General features: G+C 54.0%; 12 protein-coding genes. 7 read left to right on the forward strand and 5 right to left on the reverse strand.

Annotated features, from left to right (window positions below; genetic code table 11):
• The first annotated feature begins 223 nt into the window (after positions 1-223).
• From ABD971_RS13600 to ABD971_RS13615, 4 genes are all read left to right on the forward strand, one after another.
• On the forward strand, positions 224-3,364 hold the full coding sequence (locus tag ABD971_RS13600; protein WP_345322865.1) for a DUF2309 domain-containing protein: 3,141 nt from the start codon (positions 224-226) through the stop codon (positions 3,362-3,364).
• 184 nt (positions 3,365-3,548) lie between these two features.
• Entirely contained in the window at positions 3,549-4,949 is a 1,401-nt protein-coding gene (locus tag ABD971_RS13605) for a proton-conducting transporter transmembrane domain-containing protein (protein ID WP_339939836.1), read from the forward strand.
• Entirely contained in the window at positions 4,949-6,517 is a 1,569-nt protein-coding gene (locus ABD971_RS13610; RefSeq protein ID WP_345322866.1) for a proton-conducting transporter transmembrane domain-containing protein, read from the forward strand. Before ABD971_RS13605 ends, ABD971_RS13610 begins: the two co-directional genes overlap by 1 nt.
• Positions 6,518-6,602: 85 nt before the next feature.
• Complete coding sequence (locus ABD971_RS13615) at positions 6,603-8,666, forward strand: SulP family inorganic anion transporter (protein ID WP_345322867.1); 2,064 nt, start codon at positions 6,603-6,605, stop codon at positions 8,664-8,666.
• Positions 8,667-8,671: 5 nt separating this feature from the next.
• Here the strand turns inward: ABD971_RS13615 and ABD971_RS13620 are convergent, their stop codons facing one another.
• Positions 8,672-8,821, reverse strand: coding sequence for a hypothetical protein (locus ABD971_RS13620; protein WP_339939842.1), 150 nt, complete (start codon positions 8,819-8,821; stop codon positions 8,672-8,674).
• Positions 8,822-9,283: 462 nt separating this feature from the next.
• Here ABD971_RS13620 and ABD971_RS13625 point away from each other — a divergent pair, with 462 nt between their 5' ends.
• The 3 genes from ABD971_RS13625 to ABD971_RS13635 all read left to right on the forward strand — a co-directional run bounded on the left by ABD971_RS13625 (position 9,284) and on the right by ABD971_RS13635 (position 11,029).
• Positions 9,284-10,189, forward strand: a complete 906-nt coding sequence (locus tag ABD971_RS13625; RefSeq protein WP_339939844.1) for a universal stress protein — start codon at positions 9,284-9,286, stop codon at positions 10,187-10,189.
• A 17-nt stretch (positions 10,190-10,206) separates the two neighbouring features.
• Entirely contained in the window at positions 10,207-10,422 is a 216-nt protein-coding gene (locus tag ABD971_RS13630; RefSeq protein ID WP_339939846.1) for a hypothetical protein, read from the forward strand.
• Between the two features lie 85 nt (positions 10,423-10,507).
• Positions 10,508-11,029 (forward strand): hypothetical protein, encoded by a 522-nt coding sequence (locus ABD971_RS13635; protein WP_339939847.1) that lies wholly within the window; start codon positions 10,508-10,510, stop codon positions 11,027-11,029.
• A gap of 382 nt (positions 11,030-11,411) precedes the next feature.
• Here ABD971_RS13635 and ABD971_RS13640 read toward each other — a convergent pair whose 3' ends face one another.
• The 4 genes from ABD971_RS13640 to kaiC form a co-directional block, all read right to left on the reverse strand.
• The gene (locus ABD971_RS13640; RefSeq protein ID WP_345322868.1) at positions 11,412-13,865 is read right to left on the reverse strand and encodes a hybrid sensor histidine kinase/response regulator; all 2,454 of its coding nucleotides are present in this window, start codon (positions 13,863-13,865) and stop codon (positions 11,412-11,414) included.
• Between the two features lie 6 nt (positions 13,866-13,871).
• A complete protein-coding gene (locus ABD971_RS13645; RefSeq protein ID WP_339939849.1) occupies positions 13,872-14,216 on the reverse strand; it encodes a circadian clock KaiB family protein in 345 nt (114 codons plus the stop codon).
• A gap of 267 nt (positions 14,217-14,483) precedes the next feature.
• The gene (locus ABD971_RS13650) at positions 14,484-14,831 is read right to left on the reverse strand and encodes a circadian clock KaiB family protein (protein WP_339939850.1); all 348 of its coding nucleotides are present in this window, start codon (positions 14,829-14,831) and stop codon (positions 14,484-14,486) included.
• Between the two features lie 119 nt (positions 14,832-14,950).
• Positions 14,951-16,411 (reverse strand): circadian clock protein KaiC, encoded by a 1,461-nt coding sequence (gene kaiC / locus ABD971_RS13655; protein WP_339939851.1) that lies wholly within the window; start codon positions 16,409-16,411, stop codon positions 14,951-14,953.
• Between the last annotated feature and the right edge of the window lie 536 nt (positions 16,412-16,947).

Here is a 16,947-nt window from a genome sequence, read left to right on the forward strand (position 1 = left end):
TTGCCGCGATAATCGCTTAGCAAACTTGCGTTTGGCTCGATAAGCAAAGAAAAGAATCAATTTTTGAAGAAATGATTTGTCGGCAATTCGTGCAAGAAACTGCTCGTTAGCATTTGGAGCATGGTCGCCGCAGCGTCACACGGCACGCGGCGTGCTCGCAGAGAGCGAACGTCGTCTCAGACGGCTCGCTCTTTTCCATAATTTGCCATCGAGGATCGGTTACATGCAAGATGTGTCAGCGGACGTTGACTTTCGCCAAGAACTGCACGTCACGCCAAGTTCTGACCGAGCATCTGCAATCCACACCGCGATCGAGCATGCGGTGCACTACTTGCCCTCTCAGGGACCGATATCGGTCTTCGTACATCACAACACGCTGCATTCGTTCGAGGATTTGCCGTTTGAAGAGGCGGTGATTCGGGGGGGAAAACTATACGGTTGTGAACCGTATCTTTCGGAAGAGCGTTATCGCGAGGAGATCGAAAAAGGTCGCATCTCGGTCGATGATTTGCGTCACGTGTTGATGGACGAGTTGGACGATGATGCGGACAACTTAGTCGCCAGTTTTGGAACGCGGTACACGTTGCGTTTGGCGATGCTGCAGATGACGCTGCATTCGGCTCCCGATGCCGAATTGCGTTGGTTGCTTGCCGAAAGCGATTTGCTGAGGCGGTTTAGTCGTGAGGTGTCGCCGCAGCGCCGCGAGCAAGTGATTCAGCACACACGAAATTGGGTGCTGCGAAACCGCGAAAGCGGTACCCCACGCAGCGAGAGTGAAGCGGCCGCGACGGCACTGCCCGCCGTCGTCGAGGAGGTGATTGTCGATTGCCAGGGGAATGATCTGCAGTCATGGTCGGCGGCTCAGTGGGAATCGTTTGTTTTAAAATTGATGTGGGCGATCTGCCACAACGGTGTTGAAGCAGCGAATTTGCAGACCGGTATGGCAGACGAGCCTGCTCGTCTACGAGATTTGTTGGTCGAGATCACCGGCGACGACATTGACGTCACCGTTAACGAAGTGTTGATTCGGTTTTGTGGAGCGTTCCTTGATCAGGGGCTGGCTGATTGGTCGCTGCCAAACCGGGAACAAGGTTTCGCCAAGGCGTTTGCCTCGCTGTACCGAAACGCATTGACGATCAAACCGGCGTGGATGGAGGGGCTACAGAACGAGTTGGCGACCATTGTCGATGAATCGTTCGACCCGATTGAGTCGATCGCTCAATCGCTCGACGCGATGGGGATCCATGCGGATCAGCTCGGCGAAAAGATCGAGTTAACGTTGTTGTCATTACGTGGTTGGGCGGGCATGATTTGGCAGATGGAATCCAGCGCACCTTGGTTGCCCAAACCTGCGCCGGCCGGAACGTTGCACGAATATTTGGCGATTCGCTTGATGTTGGAACGGCACGCGATTGCGGCGGTGGGGCAATTGCGATTCGGTACAGCGGACATCAGTGAGATTCACCGTATCGCAAGCGAAAAGTGGGAACGAGAATCGGGGCCCTCGACTGAACAGCGATGCTATTCGGTGTTTCAACTCGCCCAAGCCGGAGGCTGGATTCCCGAGCAACTGATCAACATGTCCGAACCGCAGTGGAAATGTCTGATCCGCGAGATCGAATTGTTTTCCTCGACGGAGCGACGTCGCATTTTGCACCTCGCTTATGAGCGGCACTACCAAATTGCAACTTTGGATGCGGTGGCGGCTCATACACGGCGCCGCGCCGCACTGCGGCATTCCCCCGATCCGACGCCTGCCTATATCGCAATTTTTTGCATCGATGATCGCGAAGAGTCGTTTCGTCGTCATTTGGAAGAAGTCGACTCGGAATGTCAAACCGCGTCGGCAGCTGGATTTTTTGCGGTCGCGATGTACTACCAGGGCGCCGACCACGCGCATTTTCGCCCGCTGTGTCCGAACATCATTACGCCCAAGCACTATGTGTTAGAAGAACCCACATTTTCGACGATCACCTCCAGCGAGCGACGGGCAAATCGGCGGCGTCAAATCGGACGGATGACGCATCAAGTCCACGCCAGTAGCCGCACGATGGTGGGTGGTTGGGTGACCGGCGTGTTCGGAGCCGTCGCCACGTTCCCCATGGTCGCTCGGATCATGGCACCGCGACTGACCTCTCAAATTCGCAAATCATTTGGGACCTTTGTCCGTCCACCCGCCACCGAATTGCACCTCGAGCGGATAACCGACGAACCCGGACCCGATGCTGATTCGCTCGGCTACAGTCTCGAAGAGATGGCCGGGATTGTCGTGCGGATCCTGCAAGATATCGGCGTGGTGAAAGGTTTCCCGCCGATCATGTTGTTCTTTGGTCACGGCAGCAGCAGTTTAAACAATCCTCACGAATCAGCCTACAACTGTGGGGCTTGTAGCGGTGGTCGCGGAGGCCCCAATGCCCGTGCGTTCGCGATGATGGCGAACGACCCACGCGTACGCAAGCTAACCGCCGCGCGAGGTGTCGAAATTCCCGATGAAGTTCGTTTTGTCGGGGCTTATCACAATACATGCAATGACAATGTCGAGTATTACGATCTCGATTTGTTACCGCGGACTCACCGTCCCCTATTTCGCCGGATTGAACAGAGCGTGAACGAAACGCGAGCGCGAGTTGCGCATGAGCGTTCACGGAAATTTGAATCAGCGTCCTTGGATTTAACACCACGCGAAGCACTCGAGCATGTCGAACAGCGTGCCGAGGATCTGTCTCAAGCGCGGCCTGAATACAACCATGCCACTAACGCGTTGACGTTTGTCGGTCGACGTGAATGGAGTCGCGGATTGTTTCTGGACCGTCGCGCCTTCGTGACCTCTTATGACCCGAGTATTGACGACGATGAGGCGTCGATCCTAACGCGAATCTTGTCGGCGGCGATTCCCGTGTGTGCGGGCATCAATTTGGAATACTATTTTTCGACGATCGACACCGAGGGGTATGGTTGCGGGTCAAAACTGCCGCACAACGTCGCTTCGATGATCGGGGTGATGACGGGTGCCGCCAGCGATTTGCGTCCTGGTTTGTCACAACAGATGGTCGAAATCCATGAACCGATTCGTATGTTGTTCGTGATCGAAACGACGCCCGAAAAAATGGACCGGATCATCCGTTCCAGCCCAGGCATTGCCAAACTAGTCAAAGGCAGCTGGATCAAACTGGCTTTGATAGACCCTGAAACATTGGCTTTATCTCGCTATGTCGACGGTAAATACGAGCCCTATGTGCCGGGGTCACAGCAGTTGCCTGAGGTTGAATCATCGATCGATTGGTACCGAGGACAACGGGGGTTGCTCGGGTTTGCTTCGATCATGGAACCGGCTCCGCGACAAGCCGATGCCTCAATCCTCTAGCCCCCACGACGTTGGCTGTTCGATTCGTTGGACGCCACCCGGCACGAATCGCGATCGGTGTGATTTGTGTTTGTAGCGGTAAACAAACACCACCATTACTTAATACTTTTAGAAACATTGCTTTGCACATCTTGCTTCACAACCCTGTCACATTCCGTCAAGCCGCAAGCAGCGAAAGGATTCTATGAACCTTACTGAAACGGTCTTCCAAATACTTGGGACTGCCGTCGTCGCCAGCCCGGCGATCCTGCTGGCGATCTTAGGATTGTCAGCGCTTCTGGACCGGCCGCTCAGCGAGACCTCGATCTCTCGGATCACGCAAGCAGCGGTGTTGTTTTCGTTGTTGCCGGCGATTGGGATTCTGGTGCTGATGTTGGTGGTCGGGACTCGCTATGTGCCGATTGAACTAGGCGACTGGGTCACGATCGAAGATGCGGATCTCGACTTTCACTTTCACCTCAAATTTGTTTTTGACCGCCTCAGCATTCCGTTTCTGATTCTGTCGTGTGTGTTATGTGGTGTGGTGGGAGCGTTCACGCGTCGCTATTTGCATCGCGAACAAGGTTACGGACGCTTCTTTTTGTACTACGCGGTGTTTTACTGTGGGATGGTGACATCGTCGTTGGCTGGAACCATTGAAACGCTGTTTGTCGGCTGGGAAATGGTCGGGTTGTCTTCGGCGCTGTTGGTGGCTTACTTCCATGAACGAGAGAATCCGGTTCGTAATGGACAACGTGTGTGGTCGATCTATCGGTTGTCAGATGCGGCTTTTTTGATCGCGGCAATCACGATGCACCATATGACGGGCGAAGGCGATTTCGGTGGCCTGATGAGCTCGGGCGTTTGGCCCGAAGGGACCGCTGCGGTGAATTCAAGTCAGGCGTTGTTGGTTGGCACTTTGATGTTGATTGCGGCCGCTGGCAAATCGGCACTCTTCCCGTTTTCGGGGTGGTTGCCACGTGCGATGGAAGGTCCCACACCCTCGAGTGCGATTTTTTACGGTGCCTTGTCGGTGCATCTCGGCGTCTATTTGTTGTTGCGGATGAGTCCACTACTGGAAGCTTCGTTGACGTTGCAGTTGATGGTCATCACGCTGGGGGCTGTTTCCGCGGTGTGTGGCGCGTTGATGTCGCGAGTGCAGAGCGACATCAAAGTCTCGCTGGCGTACGCCTCGCTGACACAGGTGGGGATCATTGTGATGGAAATCGGACTTGGTTTCCGCTACTTGGCCTTGATCCACATCATCGGACACGCTTCGCTTCGCACGATGCAATTGCTTCGTGCTCCTACCCTGCTTCGTGACTACAACGAGCTCGAGAATGCACTCGGGGCTCGGATCACCGAACGGCAATCTGGCTGGACACGGAGGCTGCCGCCTAGCGTGCATCGCTGGGCTTATCGTTTTGGTTTTGACCGCGGATTTATGGATATTGCACTAGATAAGTTTGTGGTTCGTCCCTTTCTCGCATTGTTTATGACTTTTGATTCGCTGGAACGCCAAGTGACTGACTTGCTTTCCAAGGAAGCGTCTCGCGAATCGGACGATGCTCCCTTGCACCCCGAAGAATCACAGAGGGTTGCGTGATGTCAGAATTACGTTTTCCATGGATCGAAGTTTCCATCCTCGTACCCATGTTCGGAGCCCTGTGGGTTCACTTCATTGGCAATTCAGAGCGATCGCTTCGTCATTGTGTTGTCATTTGTGCGGCAACGTATGCGTTGACCGTTGGCGAACTGATTGACTTTGTGTCGTTGGGGGCGTTTGAGGCGCATGATCATTGGTTGTTCTTGGATTGGCTGTTCAATCGCGATATCTTTGTGGTCGACGAGCTGAGTTCGTATCAGTTGGCACTCGTCGCATTGATCTTTTTGGTCACGGTGCTGGCGACGCTTCGTACCAAGGCACCGCGGTTCTCACTAAAACTGACACTGGTGTCCGAATCGTTGATGTTGGCAACGTTTAGCTGCCGCGAATCATGGACGTTAATCTTGTTGTTGGTCGTGTCCACGATTCCACCTTATTTGGAACTTCGCCAACGTGAACGTTGCACTCGGATTTATCGAATCCATATGGGCGCATTTGTGGTCATGTTGGTGGCCGGTTGGGCGTGGATGTCGATGGTCGATGTGCACTCGTCAGCGGTCTTGGTTCCCGGGGCTTTTTTGACAACGGCATGCCTGCTGCGCGCGGGGATTTTCCCGCTGCATTTATGGATGACCGATCTTTTCGAAAAGGGAACGTTCGGAACCGCGATTCTGTTTACAACGCCGCTGGTTGGCGCGTACGCCGTGATGCGTTTGATTTTACCGATCGCACCTTCGTGGGCGATGCAAAGCATCGCGATCTTGTCACTCTTTACCGCAGTGTATGCAGGTGGCATGGCACTGGTTCAACGTGAAGCACGGCGAATGTTTTGCTACTTGTTACTCAGTCAATCATCGTTGGTGTTGGTGGGACTCGAATTGGTCACCCCCATTGGATTGACCGGAGCGTTGTGTCTATGGGTTTCCGTTGGCATGTCGTTGACCGGGTTCGGAATCACGTTGCGATGTATCGAGGCTCGTATCTCGCGAATTTCGCTTGCGGATTTCCACGGGCTGTATCGGCAGATGCCGATTCTGTCGGGTTTCTTTTTGCTAACGGGGTTGGCTTCGATTGGATTTCCCGCGACGGTCGGTTTCGTGGGAATGGAGCTGCTGATCGAAGGGGCGGTCGATGTCTATCCCTTGGTGGGATCGATGGTCGTGATCGCAGCGGCGCTGAACGGCATCGCTGTTTTGTTCGCGTACTTTCGGATTTTCACGGGGCGTCACAATCGCACGCTGATTCCGATGCATGCTCGGCCCGCAGAGAAGTTTGCGGTGCTGGTCTTGAGTCTGCTGATCCTCGGCGGCGGATTGTATCCGCAGCCAGGCGTTGCGTCGCGGTATCACGCGGCGAAAGAGTTGACGCGGCAACGGCAAAGCAATCCGATGACCGAAGATCCCGAGCTTGAAGAATCGGAGCACGAACCGTCCGAGCACGAACCGTCCGCAGGAGTCGCGGTCGTGAATGCAACCGACGGCGACACGCCGGACCACGCGGAACATGTTCCGCAGCCAGTGTCGCTGCTGAAGGAACCTGTGTCGCTGCCGAAGGCAACAGAGGGCTAGCAGCGATCGGACGCACCCCCTCGCCCCTTCCATTTTTTTTATCCATTTACATTAACGACAATACACTGCATCAGGAACGCTTTTCATGAGCAATGAAGCACCGGTTCAACGGGACGTCCCTCGAGGAAACCTCGTAGGGTTTAAAAAGTACTTTAAGGACGACATCGTATCGGGACTGCTAGTCTTTTTGATCGCCTTGCCACTTTGTTTGGTGATTTCGATTGCGAGTGGTTTTCCGCCGATTGCCGGAATCTTTACCGCCATTGTCGGCTCGGTGATTGCCACGATGTTTAGTGATTCGGAATTGACGATCAAGGGGCCTGCGGCCGGTTTGATCGTGATCGTGCTGGGCTGTGTTGAATCGTTCGGTGGCGATGGTTCGTCGATCGGAGGCTGGGGGGCAAATGATGTCGCGGCCTATCGTGCGGCGCTAGCGGTCGGTGTGGTGGCTGCGTTGTTACAGATATTTTTCGGGATCTTCCGCGCCGGTATTCTTGGCGAATTTTTTCCGATCTCAGCGGTTCACGGCATGTTGGCAGCCATCGGCGTGATCATTATCGCCAAACAAATTCCGGTCGCGCTTGGCGTTAGTGCCTCGGGAACTCCGATCGAGATGCTGGGCAAGATCCCCGAGTTCATTGCGTCGGCGAATCCCGCGATCGCGGCCATTGGATTGACCAGCGTTCTGATCATGTTTGTCTGGCCGATGATTCGGACCAAGACGTCATGGACTAAATTGTTGCCGTCGCCATTGATCGTGCTGCTTGTCGCGATCCCGATGGGAATGGGATTCGACTTGATGCACAAGCACTCCTACACGCTACAGAATCACGAATACCAGCTTGGTGAACAGTACTTGGTCGAGATGCCCAAGCATGTCTTTGGCATGTTCGATCAGCTGACCACACCTGATTTCACTGCGTTGGCCCAGCCCAAAGCGTGGAGCTGGGTGTTCATGTTCTTTGTGATTGGCAGTCTCGAATCGCTATTGAGTGCCAAAGCGGTCGATTTGCTCGATCCATGGAAACGCAAAACGAATATGGATCGCGACGTGATCGCGGTGGGCATCGGCAACGTTTGTGCGTCGATGGTCGGTGGTTTGCCAATGATATCCGAAATCGTGCGTAGCAAGGCGAACATTGATAACGGAGCGCGTACGCGATTTGCCAACTTCTGGCACGGCATGTTTTTGTTGGTGTGTGTCGCGTTCATCCCGATGGTCTTGCATCGGATTCCCGTCGCTGCGCTCGCTGCGATGCTGATTTATACCGGTTTCCGTTTGGCTCATCCGCAAGAGTTTATGAATGTGTGGCGGATCGGACGCGAGCAGCTAGTGATCTTTGCAGTGACGCTCGTAGCGGTGCTTGCCACCGATTTGCTGATTGGGATTGCCATTGGGATCGCCACCAAGATCGCTATGCATCTATCTAACGGAGTACCGCTGAAGACGCTGGTCAAACCGGAAATCGAATTGCTTGACGACGATGGGCAAACCGTGCGTTTGGTTGCCTACAAGTCGGCAGTGTTTAGCAACTGGATTCCGATTCGACGTCAAATCGAACGTGTGGGTTTGTTGGAACGCAAAAACGTTGAGCTCGATCTTTCCGAGACACAATTGGTCGACCATAGCGTGATGGACAAATTGCATGAAATGGAAGCCGATTTCGAACAGCAAGGCTTGGTGTTTAATGTCACCGGACTCGATGCTCACGAGCCTGTCGCCGCGCATGCTCAATCTGCACGCCGCCGCCGAGTTTCCAAGATCCAGCGATTGACAGTAGTCGCTGCACCCGAGTTGCAAACAACACTCGAAAACGAATTCGTTCGCTTGGGGGCATCGGGGTTCACATCAACGCCATGCGTTGGCGCAGGCCGCAGTGATATACAATCCGGTGAAGTCTCGCGAAAACCGCAAGTACGCATCGAAGTCATCGCGCCGCCCGGAGCGTGTAACGAGATGATTGAAGTGATTCGGCGTGAGTTCCAACCTAAACATAAAATGACGTTCTGTTTGGAAACGGTATTGGTCGCACGCACCGACGCGTTCGCGGTGCACCCGGCAGCGGCAAAAGAGGGGGCCGCGAAACAGGACACGGCCCATGAGCGGGCCGCCAACCTCAGGGATCGACAAGCACAACCTCAGTCGTAACGACGTTATTTACGAGAATCACGTTCGTCGTGAGAATTTTTGTCGCGCGGATGTCGGTCGACGATCGACAGCAGCAGCATGATGCCCACGCTGACGGCGATGACCAGCATGGCAAATTGGCCAAATTGCAGAACTTGATCTAACGCATCTTGCATACGGAGTGTCCAGTTGGAACGGAAAGCTTCAGCGTTAGAGAGCAAAAATTCCTAGCCGACTCGCAATTTGGGATCGCGGGTAGAGTCGTGGCCAAGGCGGTAGCTTCTATTTTAGCAACTTGGGGAAAGGGCACCAAGAGATCCGTTCCCCCCAAGTTGCCAGCTTTCTTGACGCCAAGTGTTTTTCCCGGCGTCCTTGTTATGAAGCCCTTTCTTAGTGGCCGCCGATTTGGTGGCGTGTTGTAAGCCGAGTTGCGGGGTTGAGCGTTTCGACTCGCTGCAACCGGGCGGTCCCGTCTCGCTACCCAACTAGACGCCATGCAGGGCGACGCCGCGGTCGGCTAGCGTCGCTGGAGTGCGATTGTCGTGCCGTGCGAGTGGGTGCGGAGCTCGTAAAAACAGGGAAAAGTTTTGCTAGTTTGATGTGATTGCGGTAGGATCAAGGGTGTAGGGAGCAATCTTATGAAGAACATTGTTCTTGCAACTGACGGTTCCAAGAGCGCGGAAGTGGCCGCTCGTTTCCTGGCGCACTTGCCCCACCCCGATAAAGTCGACTTAACCGTGGTATCGGTGATCGAGATCCCCTCGATCGATCGAGCTTATCCGATGTCGGATTGGATGTTGAAGTCGATCGAGCATGAGCGCGCCTTTGCGGATCAGTGTTTCGTGAAGGTTCAGTCGATGTTCGAAGGCGCGAACGTCAATTTGCGTCACGAGATTCGCGAAGGAGATCGTGGCGTTGCCATCGTTCACGTCGCATCGGAGCTAGCGGCCGACTTGGTGGTGTTGGGCGCACGTGGACATTCCGTCGTTGGACGATTGTTGCTCGGCAGCACAAGCGAATTTGTCGCGACGCATGCTCATTGCAGCGTGCTGGTTGTGCGGGAACGCATCGGGGACGATCCCGATCGTCCGCTGCGAATTGCGATCGGTTACGAGGAAACGGCCTCGGCGCAGGCGGCGCTTGAGGAGTTCGTCGAGACAGGTTGGGGACGGTTCACGGACGTCGATCTGGTTTCCGTGATCCCCTTTGCTAGCCGAGTTGCGTTTCAAATCGAACGTGATCCAAAATCGGTCAAAGAACTGGCATCCGCCGCGAATCGATCGGCACTAAAACAACTGCACGTCAAAGTTCCGCAAGCAAAACCACACTTGATCGAAAGCGATCATGTCAGTGAAGGGTTGGTCACCTTCGTTGAAAATCATCAAAGCGACTTGTTGATTGTGGGCGAAACTCCCCGCAATTTTCTGGGCCGCGCCTTGATGGGGAATGTCACTCGCTATGTCGTTCGGCACGCGCCGTGCAGCGTGTGGATTACTCGGAACCGCGTTATTCGTGGTCTCGGTTTCGAGCCAGAGAAGCCTTAGCAATGAAAGGGCATAAGATGAGCAGGACAGCAGACGAGACACAATCGATGTTGAATAGCGAAAAAAAAGCTCGTGAGGATGATACGGGAGTGCCGCCGAGTGAACGAGGTAAGGAGGAGCAGATGTCGATGGATCGACGCCAGCCGAGCTTTGCCTTTGGAATTGTGGCTGCAACCTACTTCATCATTTTGATTCTGTTTCTGTTGGCAGCCGCGGTCTTCTTTATGCGTTGATTCGATTCGCTTCGTCTGGTCCGGCGAACACAATTTGACCCTTAGAATTTGATTTTTTGCGAGTGCCTTTACGAGGAAGACAACGATGAATGCGGAATGTCTAGTGGCGGTTTATGATTCGCTTGCGAAAGCACAAGTTGGTGTCGAAGTTCTCGAGAAATTCGATTTTGCCCCCGATGCTGTCTCGCTGGTTTGGCGAGGTCATGAAGAGGCACTCGAGAATTTGAACTGGGAACGAGGAGCCACGATCGCGCGTGACGTCGCCGCGTCGATGGGATTAGGTGCGGTGATCAGTAGCGCCGTGGCACTGCCGTTGTCGATTGCCACGTTGATGGTGCCGGTCGTCGTGACCGGACCCCTCGTCGCACTGATCGGTGGCGCCACCGTCGGTGGATTGCTCGGAGAAACGCGGCACTGGGGGATTCATCATCATACCGCAAAAAACTACGAGAAAATGATTGCGGATGGTTCGGTGTTGGTCATCGTCACCAGCACCCCGGCGCGAATCGAAGAGGCGCTGCAAGGACTTAAAACGACTCATCCCAAACACTTCGAGCGATTCGCTTTCCAACGCTCACTGAAAGCTCCGCCGACCACCGCCTCCTAGTCGATCCCGATTGAATGTTTGGGACGGTCGAGTTTGAAAGCGGTCAATGTTCCGCACATTTGGAAGCGTTCGGAAATAACTTCGTCATTTCCAAGATGTTACCCGAATGACATGAACTTTAGATGTAGTGGACGAGGCTACGAGTCCCAGCTTTGGATGTAGTGGACGAGGCTACGAGTCCCAGCGACTTAATGGCACGACGGGACTCGTAGCTACGTCCACTACAGAGAAAACACTTCCCGCGTGATTTTTAACAAATTCGAATCACGAAGTTATTTCCGAACAGTACCTTAAGTGCGTTTGACCCAGTGCAAGTGCCCGCACCCCACGTTTACTTGCTCTGGACATCCCATGTTGCAATGCGATTGGTTACGAGCGTGGCTCATAGATTCGAATGAAGCAGTCGCTCGACGACTTTAATGTCCACTGGTTTGACGATGTGTTCGTCGAAGCCTGATTCGATTGCGTTTTGTCGATCCGCATCTTGTCCGAAACCGGTTAAGGCGACCAGACGGATGTTCTGCAGCGTCTCGGTCTGGCGAATCTTCTGTGCCAATTCGTGCCCATTCATATTAGGCATCGAGATATCAGAAAAAACAATATCGGGTAGATATTCGATCGCTTTTCGATAGCCGTCTTCGCCATCGACGGCTTCGATCACAGAGTGCCCCATTTTTACCAGCATTCGCGACAACACATAACGGATACCCCGTGCATCGTCGACGACCAGGATGCGATACTTTGGCGAATCGCCATTGGTGGCAGCCGGTTGCCTCGAATCGATTTCCTCTGGGGGCGTGTAGCCGACCAACAACGGAAGTTTGACAATAAAGCGACACCCTTGGTTGACGCCCGGGGATTCGGCGACGATGGTGCCTCCATGAAGATCGACCAACGTTTTGGCTAGTGATAGCCCGATCCCCAAACCCGATTGCCCCCGTTCTTTCGAGACGTCGACTTGTTCGAACATCTCAAAAATTTTATTCAATGATGACTTTTCCAAGCCGATGCCGTTGTCGCGAACTGTGATCCAAGCTTCGTCGTCGATTCTCTCGACGCGGAACCAGATTTCGCCTGCCGCGGGCGTGTATTTGGCTGCGTTGTTCAGCAGGTTCACGATGACCTGGGTTAAACGAGCCGCGTCGCCGGTGACGAACAAAGGTTCCTCGGCGGTTTGCACATGCAGCTTCTGTTTGGAATCATCGATAAAGGGGGCTGCCGATTCGAGTGCGACCGCCACGACATCTCGCAGGTCGACCGTGGCCGTTCTCAGTTTGATCTTGCCACGACTGATCCGTGAAACGTCCAACAAGTCATCGATCAAGCGGACCATTTGATCGGCTTGCCGATTGACCAACGCACTGAGTTCGCGCAGTTGCTCGGGATCCTCGTCGACCGCCTGCATCATCTGCGCAGCCGATTTGATCGGAGCCAACGGGTTTCGTAGCTCGTGAGCCAACGTTGCCAGGAATTGGTCTTTTCGTCGATCGGCCTCTTCGAGACTCTCGGCGATACAACGCAGATTTCGCTCGCTTTCGCGAAGCGATTCTTCGGCCAAACGCTGGGCCGTGACGTCGATCACGACGCCAGGCATGCGAACGGCTCGCCCGTTGTCATCACGGTCCACCCGGCCACGCGCGACCACGTGTCGATCGGGGCGGCCATTGACGCTGATTCGATAGCTCACTTCCAATCGATCGCCGCTGTCCATCGTCTCGTTAATCGTCTTGCTAACCGCGTCGCGATCCTCGGGGTGAATCATGGCAAGATAGGCTGACAACGGACGTTCTTGGGTATCGTCGGAGGAAAAGCCAAAGATGCGGGAGAGGTTCGCATCGGCCGAAACGGATTGCGAGATCAAGTCAAATTCCCACGTGCCAATCTCTGCGGCATGCAAGGTCGATTCAAGTCGCGAACGAGCGAACTTTAGTTGGATCTCGGCTGCACGTTGTTGCGTGATGTCGGTAAATAGAATGGCGACACGTCGGCTGTGCGTTCCCCCTAAGCGAAATGCATAGACGTTAAACCAGCGAGATAATTTTTCTGCTTCGTTGACAAATCGTTTGGGAATTCCCGTTGCAGCGACTTCGCCGTAAATCTGTAGCCATGTTTCTTCAATGTCGGGAACCATTTCCCGAATCGTCCGTCCGAGCGCATTGGATAACCCCGATTGCTTTTCGAATGCTGGATTGACCTCCAAAAAACGATAATCGCAACAACGTCCTTGATCGTCATAAATCATTTCCAGGACGCAGAAGCCTTCGTCGATCGACTGGAATAGAGTGCGATAACGCTCTTCGTTGATCCGCAGTTGCTCGGTCGTTTCACGCAGCCGCTCGTGCGAATGTTGGCTGGTCAGATCGGTGATCAACACGCCGATTGCGACCCCGCTCTCCGGGTCCAATGCATTGAACGTCAAAATCACGGGGATATGGGTGCCATCGGACGCGACCAGCTCGGCTTCGGTTTGTGCCGACGAGATGCGACCAGCCTCTAACAATGCCGGAAAACTATGCGGTTGTTCCAGGACGACAAAATCGGACAGCGAGGTGCCGATCAAGCGGTGGTGGGGAAAGTTCAGCAGCTCGGAAAACCGACGGTTGCAATAGGCGATATCGCCACGATCGGTCAATGTGACCGCACCTTGCTGCATCTGTTCGACCAGCAACCGGTAGGGACGGTCAGCGCCCTGGAGTGTATAGATCCGCTGGGTTCCCCCCTCGGTAACTACAAAGGCGTCGACCTCGCCTCCTCGAATCGCCTCGATCGTGTTTTCGGCTTCAAGCAGGCGTCGGCGAAGTTCGTCAATCTGTGCTTGCAACTGAGCGTCGTCCATCTGAACTTATTCCGATCCCGCGATGCCCAGTGAGCTCAAGACTCTTTCTCGATTTGATAGTTCCCCTATCAGCCGGATTTCCGGCGGCGGGCTAGTCTTTAGCAACGTCGGTGAAGCGATAATTTGATCTTGGCTTGCCAAGGAGGGATGTTGATAGATATCGATGATCTCAAGATCGTGACGGTCTGGCAAGTATTCCGAACAAATCGATGTCATTTGTGCGATCGCGCGAAGCGACCGCGGCGTCATCCCCGTTACATACAATCGCAAGATGAAACGTTGCGAACCGCCATCCGTACCTTCGTCCCATGTCGATACAGGTGGTTGCTGATCGTTCAGTCTGTTGTCCATTCGCTCACTTTACAAACGACTATCATGTCAAATTAGCGTCATGCCAATTTCATTTTATTAAGGCGGTTGCCGTGCCTGTGGAACGAGAAAACAAACCTCTTTCGCATCAAGCAGCCTTCGGCGAGGAGTTGCCCGGCGTAACGTTGAACCTTTTTGCTGGCTGTGACCTGGGCATTCGTTCCGCTACGTAAGTTCCGCTACGAAAAACGTTGCACTCGGCTCGCAACATGCCTTCAATCAAGCCGCCAGACGCTTTCGATGAAGTCGTTAGGCGTTATCGACGGTTGGTAGCGGCCGCAATTGCAGCCCGACCAAGGCTTTTTCTGTATTTCGCAAATCACCGACCAGACGACAGAGGGGTTCGGGCAATTTTCGTACCACCGTTGGAACGGCGATAATTTGGTCCCCCGCAGCGAGTTGTGGTTTTTCCACCAGATCGATCACTTCGATACTGTAACGGCCTTTGAGATGTTCTTCGCATAACCGCTTGAGATTGTTAAATGCGGTCATCGATTTCTGAGTTTTACCCGCCACGTAGAGCCGAAGTTCCCATCGCTCGACCGCTTCGTCGGTCGCCGGGTCAAAGTTTTGTGTGAGTGATTCGAATGATTCCATGAGGGGGGATCCCGTAGGGCGATGGCTTGGCGAAAGACGCAGGGGGTTCAGAACGAGTGTTTAGAAAAGCGCTTTACGAATTTGGCTAGTGCACATAGCAAACCATCGTCGCAACAAAATCATTCGCATTTTGATCGACTGTCCGACAGCACGATTCCATTATCAGTGATCTGGAACGAGCGGAGTTGGTGTGAATGAGCCATGCCTCGTGATTTTAGCACGTATAGCACTCGGTGGCGTTCACCTTCAGATTCGACGTCTCGCAACAGTAACCATGAATCGACAAGTGACGAGATTTCTAAGCTGGTTTGTTCAATCGCCGCATCGCCGCTGGTCAAACTTGTCATAAAGGCGGTGGGACCTTCGGTTTTCAAAAAATCGACCAACCGCGTGACCATCGAATTAGCGTCGTTGTAGGTTCCTCCGCGCTCGAGGCTGCTGATGGGGTCGACCACGACGACGCTCGGTTGGAAACGTCGGACCATCTTGTAAAACTGCACTAAATGCTGTTCGATCCCGCTAGAGGTTGCGCGAATCGAATGGATTTGCAGCAATCGATTGGAAATGAAAGGGGCCAAATCCAGGCCGATGGAACGCATGTTTCGCACGATTTGGTCGGGCGACTCCTCCATCGCAATGTACAGCACTCGTTCGTTGCGACGACAAGCTGCGTGGGTCAGATGAGCGGCCAACGATGATTTTCCACAGCCCGCCGTTCCCGAGACCAACACGCTGCTGCCTCGATAAAACCCTTTGCCATCAAGCATTTCGTCGACAGCGTCGATACCCGATGAAATCCGGTCTGCCGAAACGGTGTGGTTCAGTGCGATTGAGGACAATGGCATTACCACAATCCCCTCCTGGTCGATCAAAAACGGATACTCGTTGGTTCCATGGGACGTGCCGCGGTATTTGACGATCCTTAACTGACGCGTGGAAACCTGATCAACAATCCGATGGTCGAGGATGACGACGCAATCCGAGACGTATTCTTCGAGTCCTTGCCGTGTCAATTGACCATCGCCGCGTTCGCCGGTGATGACCGCGGTGACCCCCTTTTCCTTCAACCAGCGAAACAATCGTCGTAATTCGGAGCGAACGATGGCAAGATTCGAGAGCCCGCTAAAGAGGGTCTCGATGGTATCCAAGACAACGCGTTTCGCGCCAATCGAGTCAATCGCGTACCCCAGACGAATGAACAATCCCTCGAGATCGTATTCACCATTTTCTTCGATCTCACTGCGTTCGACACGAACGTAATCGATCGCCATCTTTTTGTTTTGAATCAATTCGGGCAGGTTGAATCCCAGCGAACTGACATTCGCAGTCAACTCGTGCTCGGTTTCCTCAAAGGAAACAAAGACTCCGGGTTCGTCGAACTCCGTCGCACCGCGAACGAGGAACTCCATGCCAAAGAGCGATTTGCCGCATCCCGCGCTGCCACACACCAACGTGGGCCGCCCCGCTGGCAAGCCGCCCCCCGAGATTTCGTCGAAGCCCTGGATTCCCGTCAATACTTTTGGGAGCGAAGTGGATTCGTCCACCATCGCGTTGTTCGACCGACCGTCACCGTCATTCATGCCGCTTTTCCGTCCGACAATTCATTTTTCAGTCTCTTGCCTCTGCGTCTCAGAAGCATCTACGAGAGGTTTCGATTCTAAAGCGGTATCCGCCGGCTAACTAGATGGCTCTCCGCATTACAACCGCACTGAGCTACTTCGTGCTACTTCGTCTCGGACGCGATACTTCGATTCGGGCGCTGGATTCGGATGCTGGATTCGGATGCTGGTTCCCCAACGCCAAGCCGACGTGGCTGCGATTGACCGTTTGGCCAGTTGCGTGCGTTCGCAGCACTCCACGGTGCGCCGTGGTCGCCGACTTGGTCGTATGCGGGTGGGGTGGTTCAGCGTGCCGGATCGGTGCTCCGCCACGACTTCATTCGTTTGCAAGGGTTTCGAGGGTTAGTATTCCGCAATGATGCTGCATGTCAGCAATTAATGTGCCAGACGCGGCGATGTGCCCGAAGCGGTGGTGTGCCCGAAGCGGTGGTGTGCAGCGGTGAAATTTTCTTGACTCACGTTGAATTCTCGACTCACGTTCAAAAAGTCTCACATTC

The sequence above is a fragment of the Novipirellula rosea genome, from assembly GCF_039541335.1.
Classification (GTDB): Bacteria; Planctomycetota; Planctomycetia; order Pirellulales; family Pirellulaceae; genus Novipirellula; species Novipirellula rosea.

Excerpts from the sequence above, each read along its gene's own strand:
- ABD971_RS13615 (WP_345322867.1), top strand. The coding sequence starts at position 6,603 with ATGAGCAATGAAGCACCGGTTCAACGGGACGTCCCTCGAGGAAACCTC.
- ABD971_RS13645 (WP_339939849.1), bottom strand. The coding sequence starts at position 14,216 with ATGGACAACAGACTGAACGATCAGCAACCACCTGTATCGACATGGGAC.
- ABD971_RS13650 (WP_339939850.1), bottom strand. The coding sequence starts at position 14,831 with ATGGAATCATTCGAATCACTCACACAAAACTTTGACCCGGCGACCGAC.
- ABD971_RS13620 (WP_339939842.1), bottom strand. The coding sequence starts at position 8,821 with ATGCAAGATGCGTTAGATCAAGTTCTGCAATTTGGCCAATTTGCCATG.
- ABD971_RS13640 (WP_345322868.1), bottom strand. The coding sequence starts at position 13,865 with ATGGACGACGCTCAGTTGCAAGCACAGATTGACGAACTTCGCCGACGC.
- ABD971_RS13635 (WP_339939847.1), top strand. The coding sequence starts at position 10,508 with ATGAATGCGGAATGTCTAGTGGCGGTTTATGATTCGCTTGCGAAAGCA.
- ABD971_RS13625 (WP_339939844.1), top strand. The coding sequence starts at position 9,284 with ATGAAGAACATTGTTCTTGCAACTGACGGTTCCAAGAGCGCGGAAGTG.
- kaiC (WP_339939851.1), bottom strand. The coding sequence starts at position 16,411 with ATGAATGACGGTGACGGTCGGTCGAACAACGCGATGGTGGACGAATCC.
- ABD971_RS13605 (WP_339939836.1), top strand. The coding sequence starts at position 3,549 with ATGAACCTTACTGAAACGGTCTTCCAAATACTTGGGACTGCCGTCGTC.
- ABD971_RS13630 (WP_339939846.1), top strand. The coding sequence starts at position 10,207 with ATGAGCAGGACAGCAGACGAGACACAATCGATGTTGAATAGCGAAAAA.
- ABD971_RS13610 (WP_345322866.1), top strand. The coding sequence starts at position 4,949 with ATGTCAGAATTACGTTTTCCATGGATCGAAGTTTCCATCCTCGTACCC.
- ABD971_RS13600 (WP_345322865.1), top strand. The coding sequence starts at position 224 with ATGCAAGATGTGTCAGCGGACGTTGACTTTCGCCAAGAACTGCACGTC.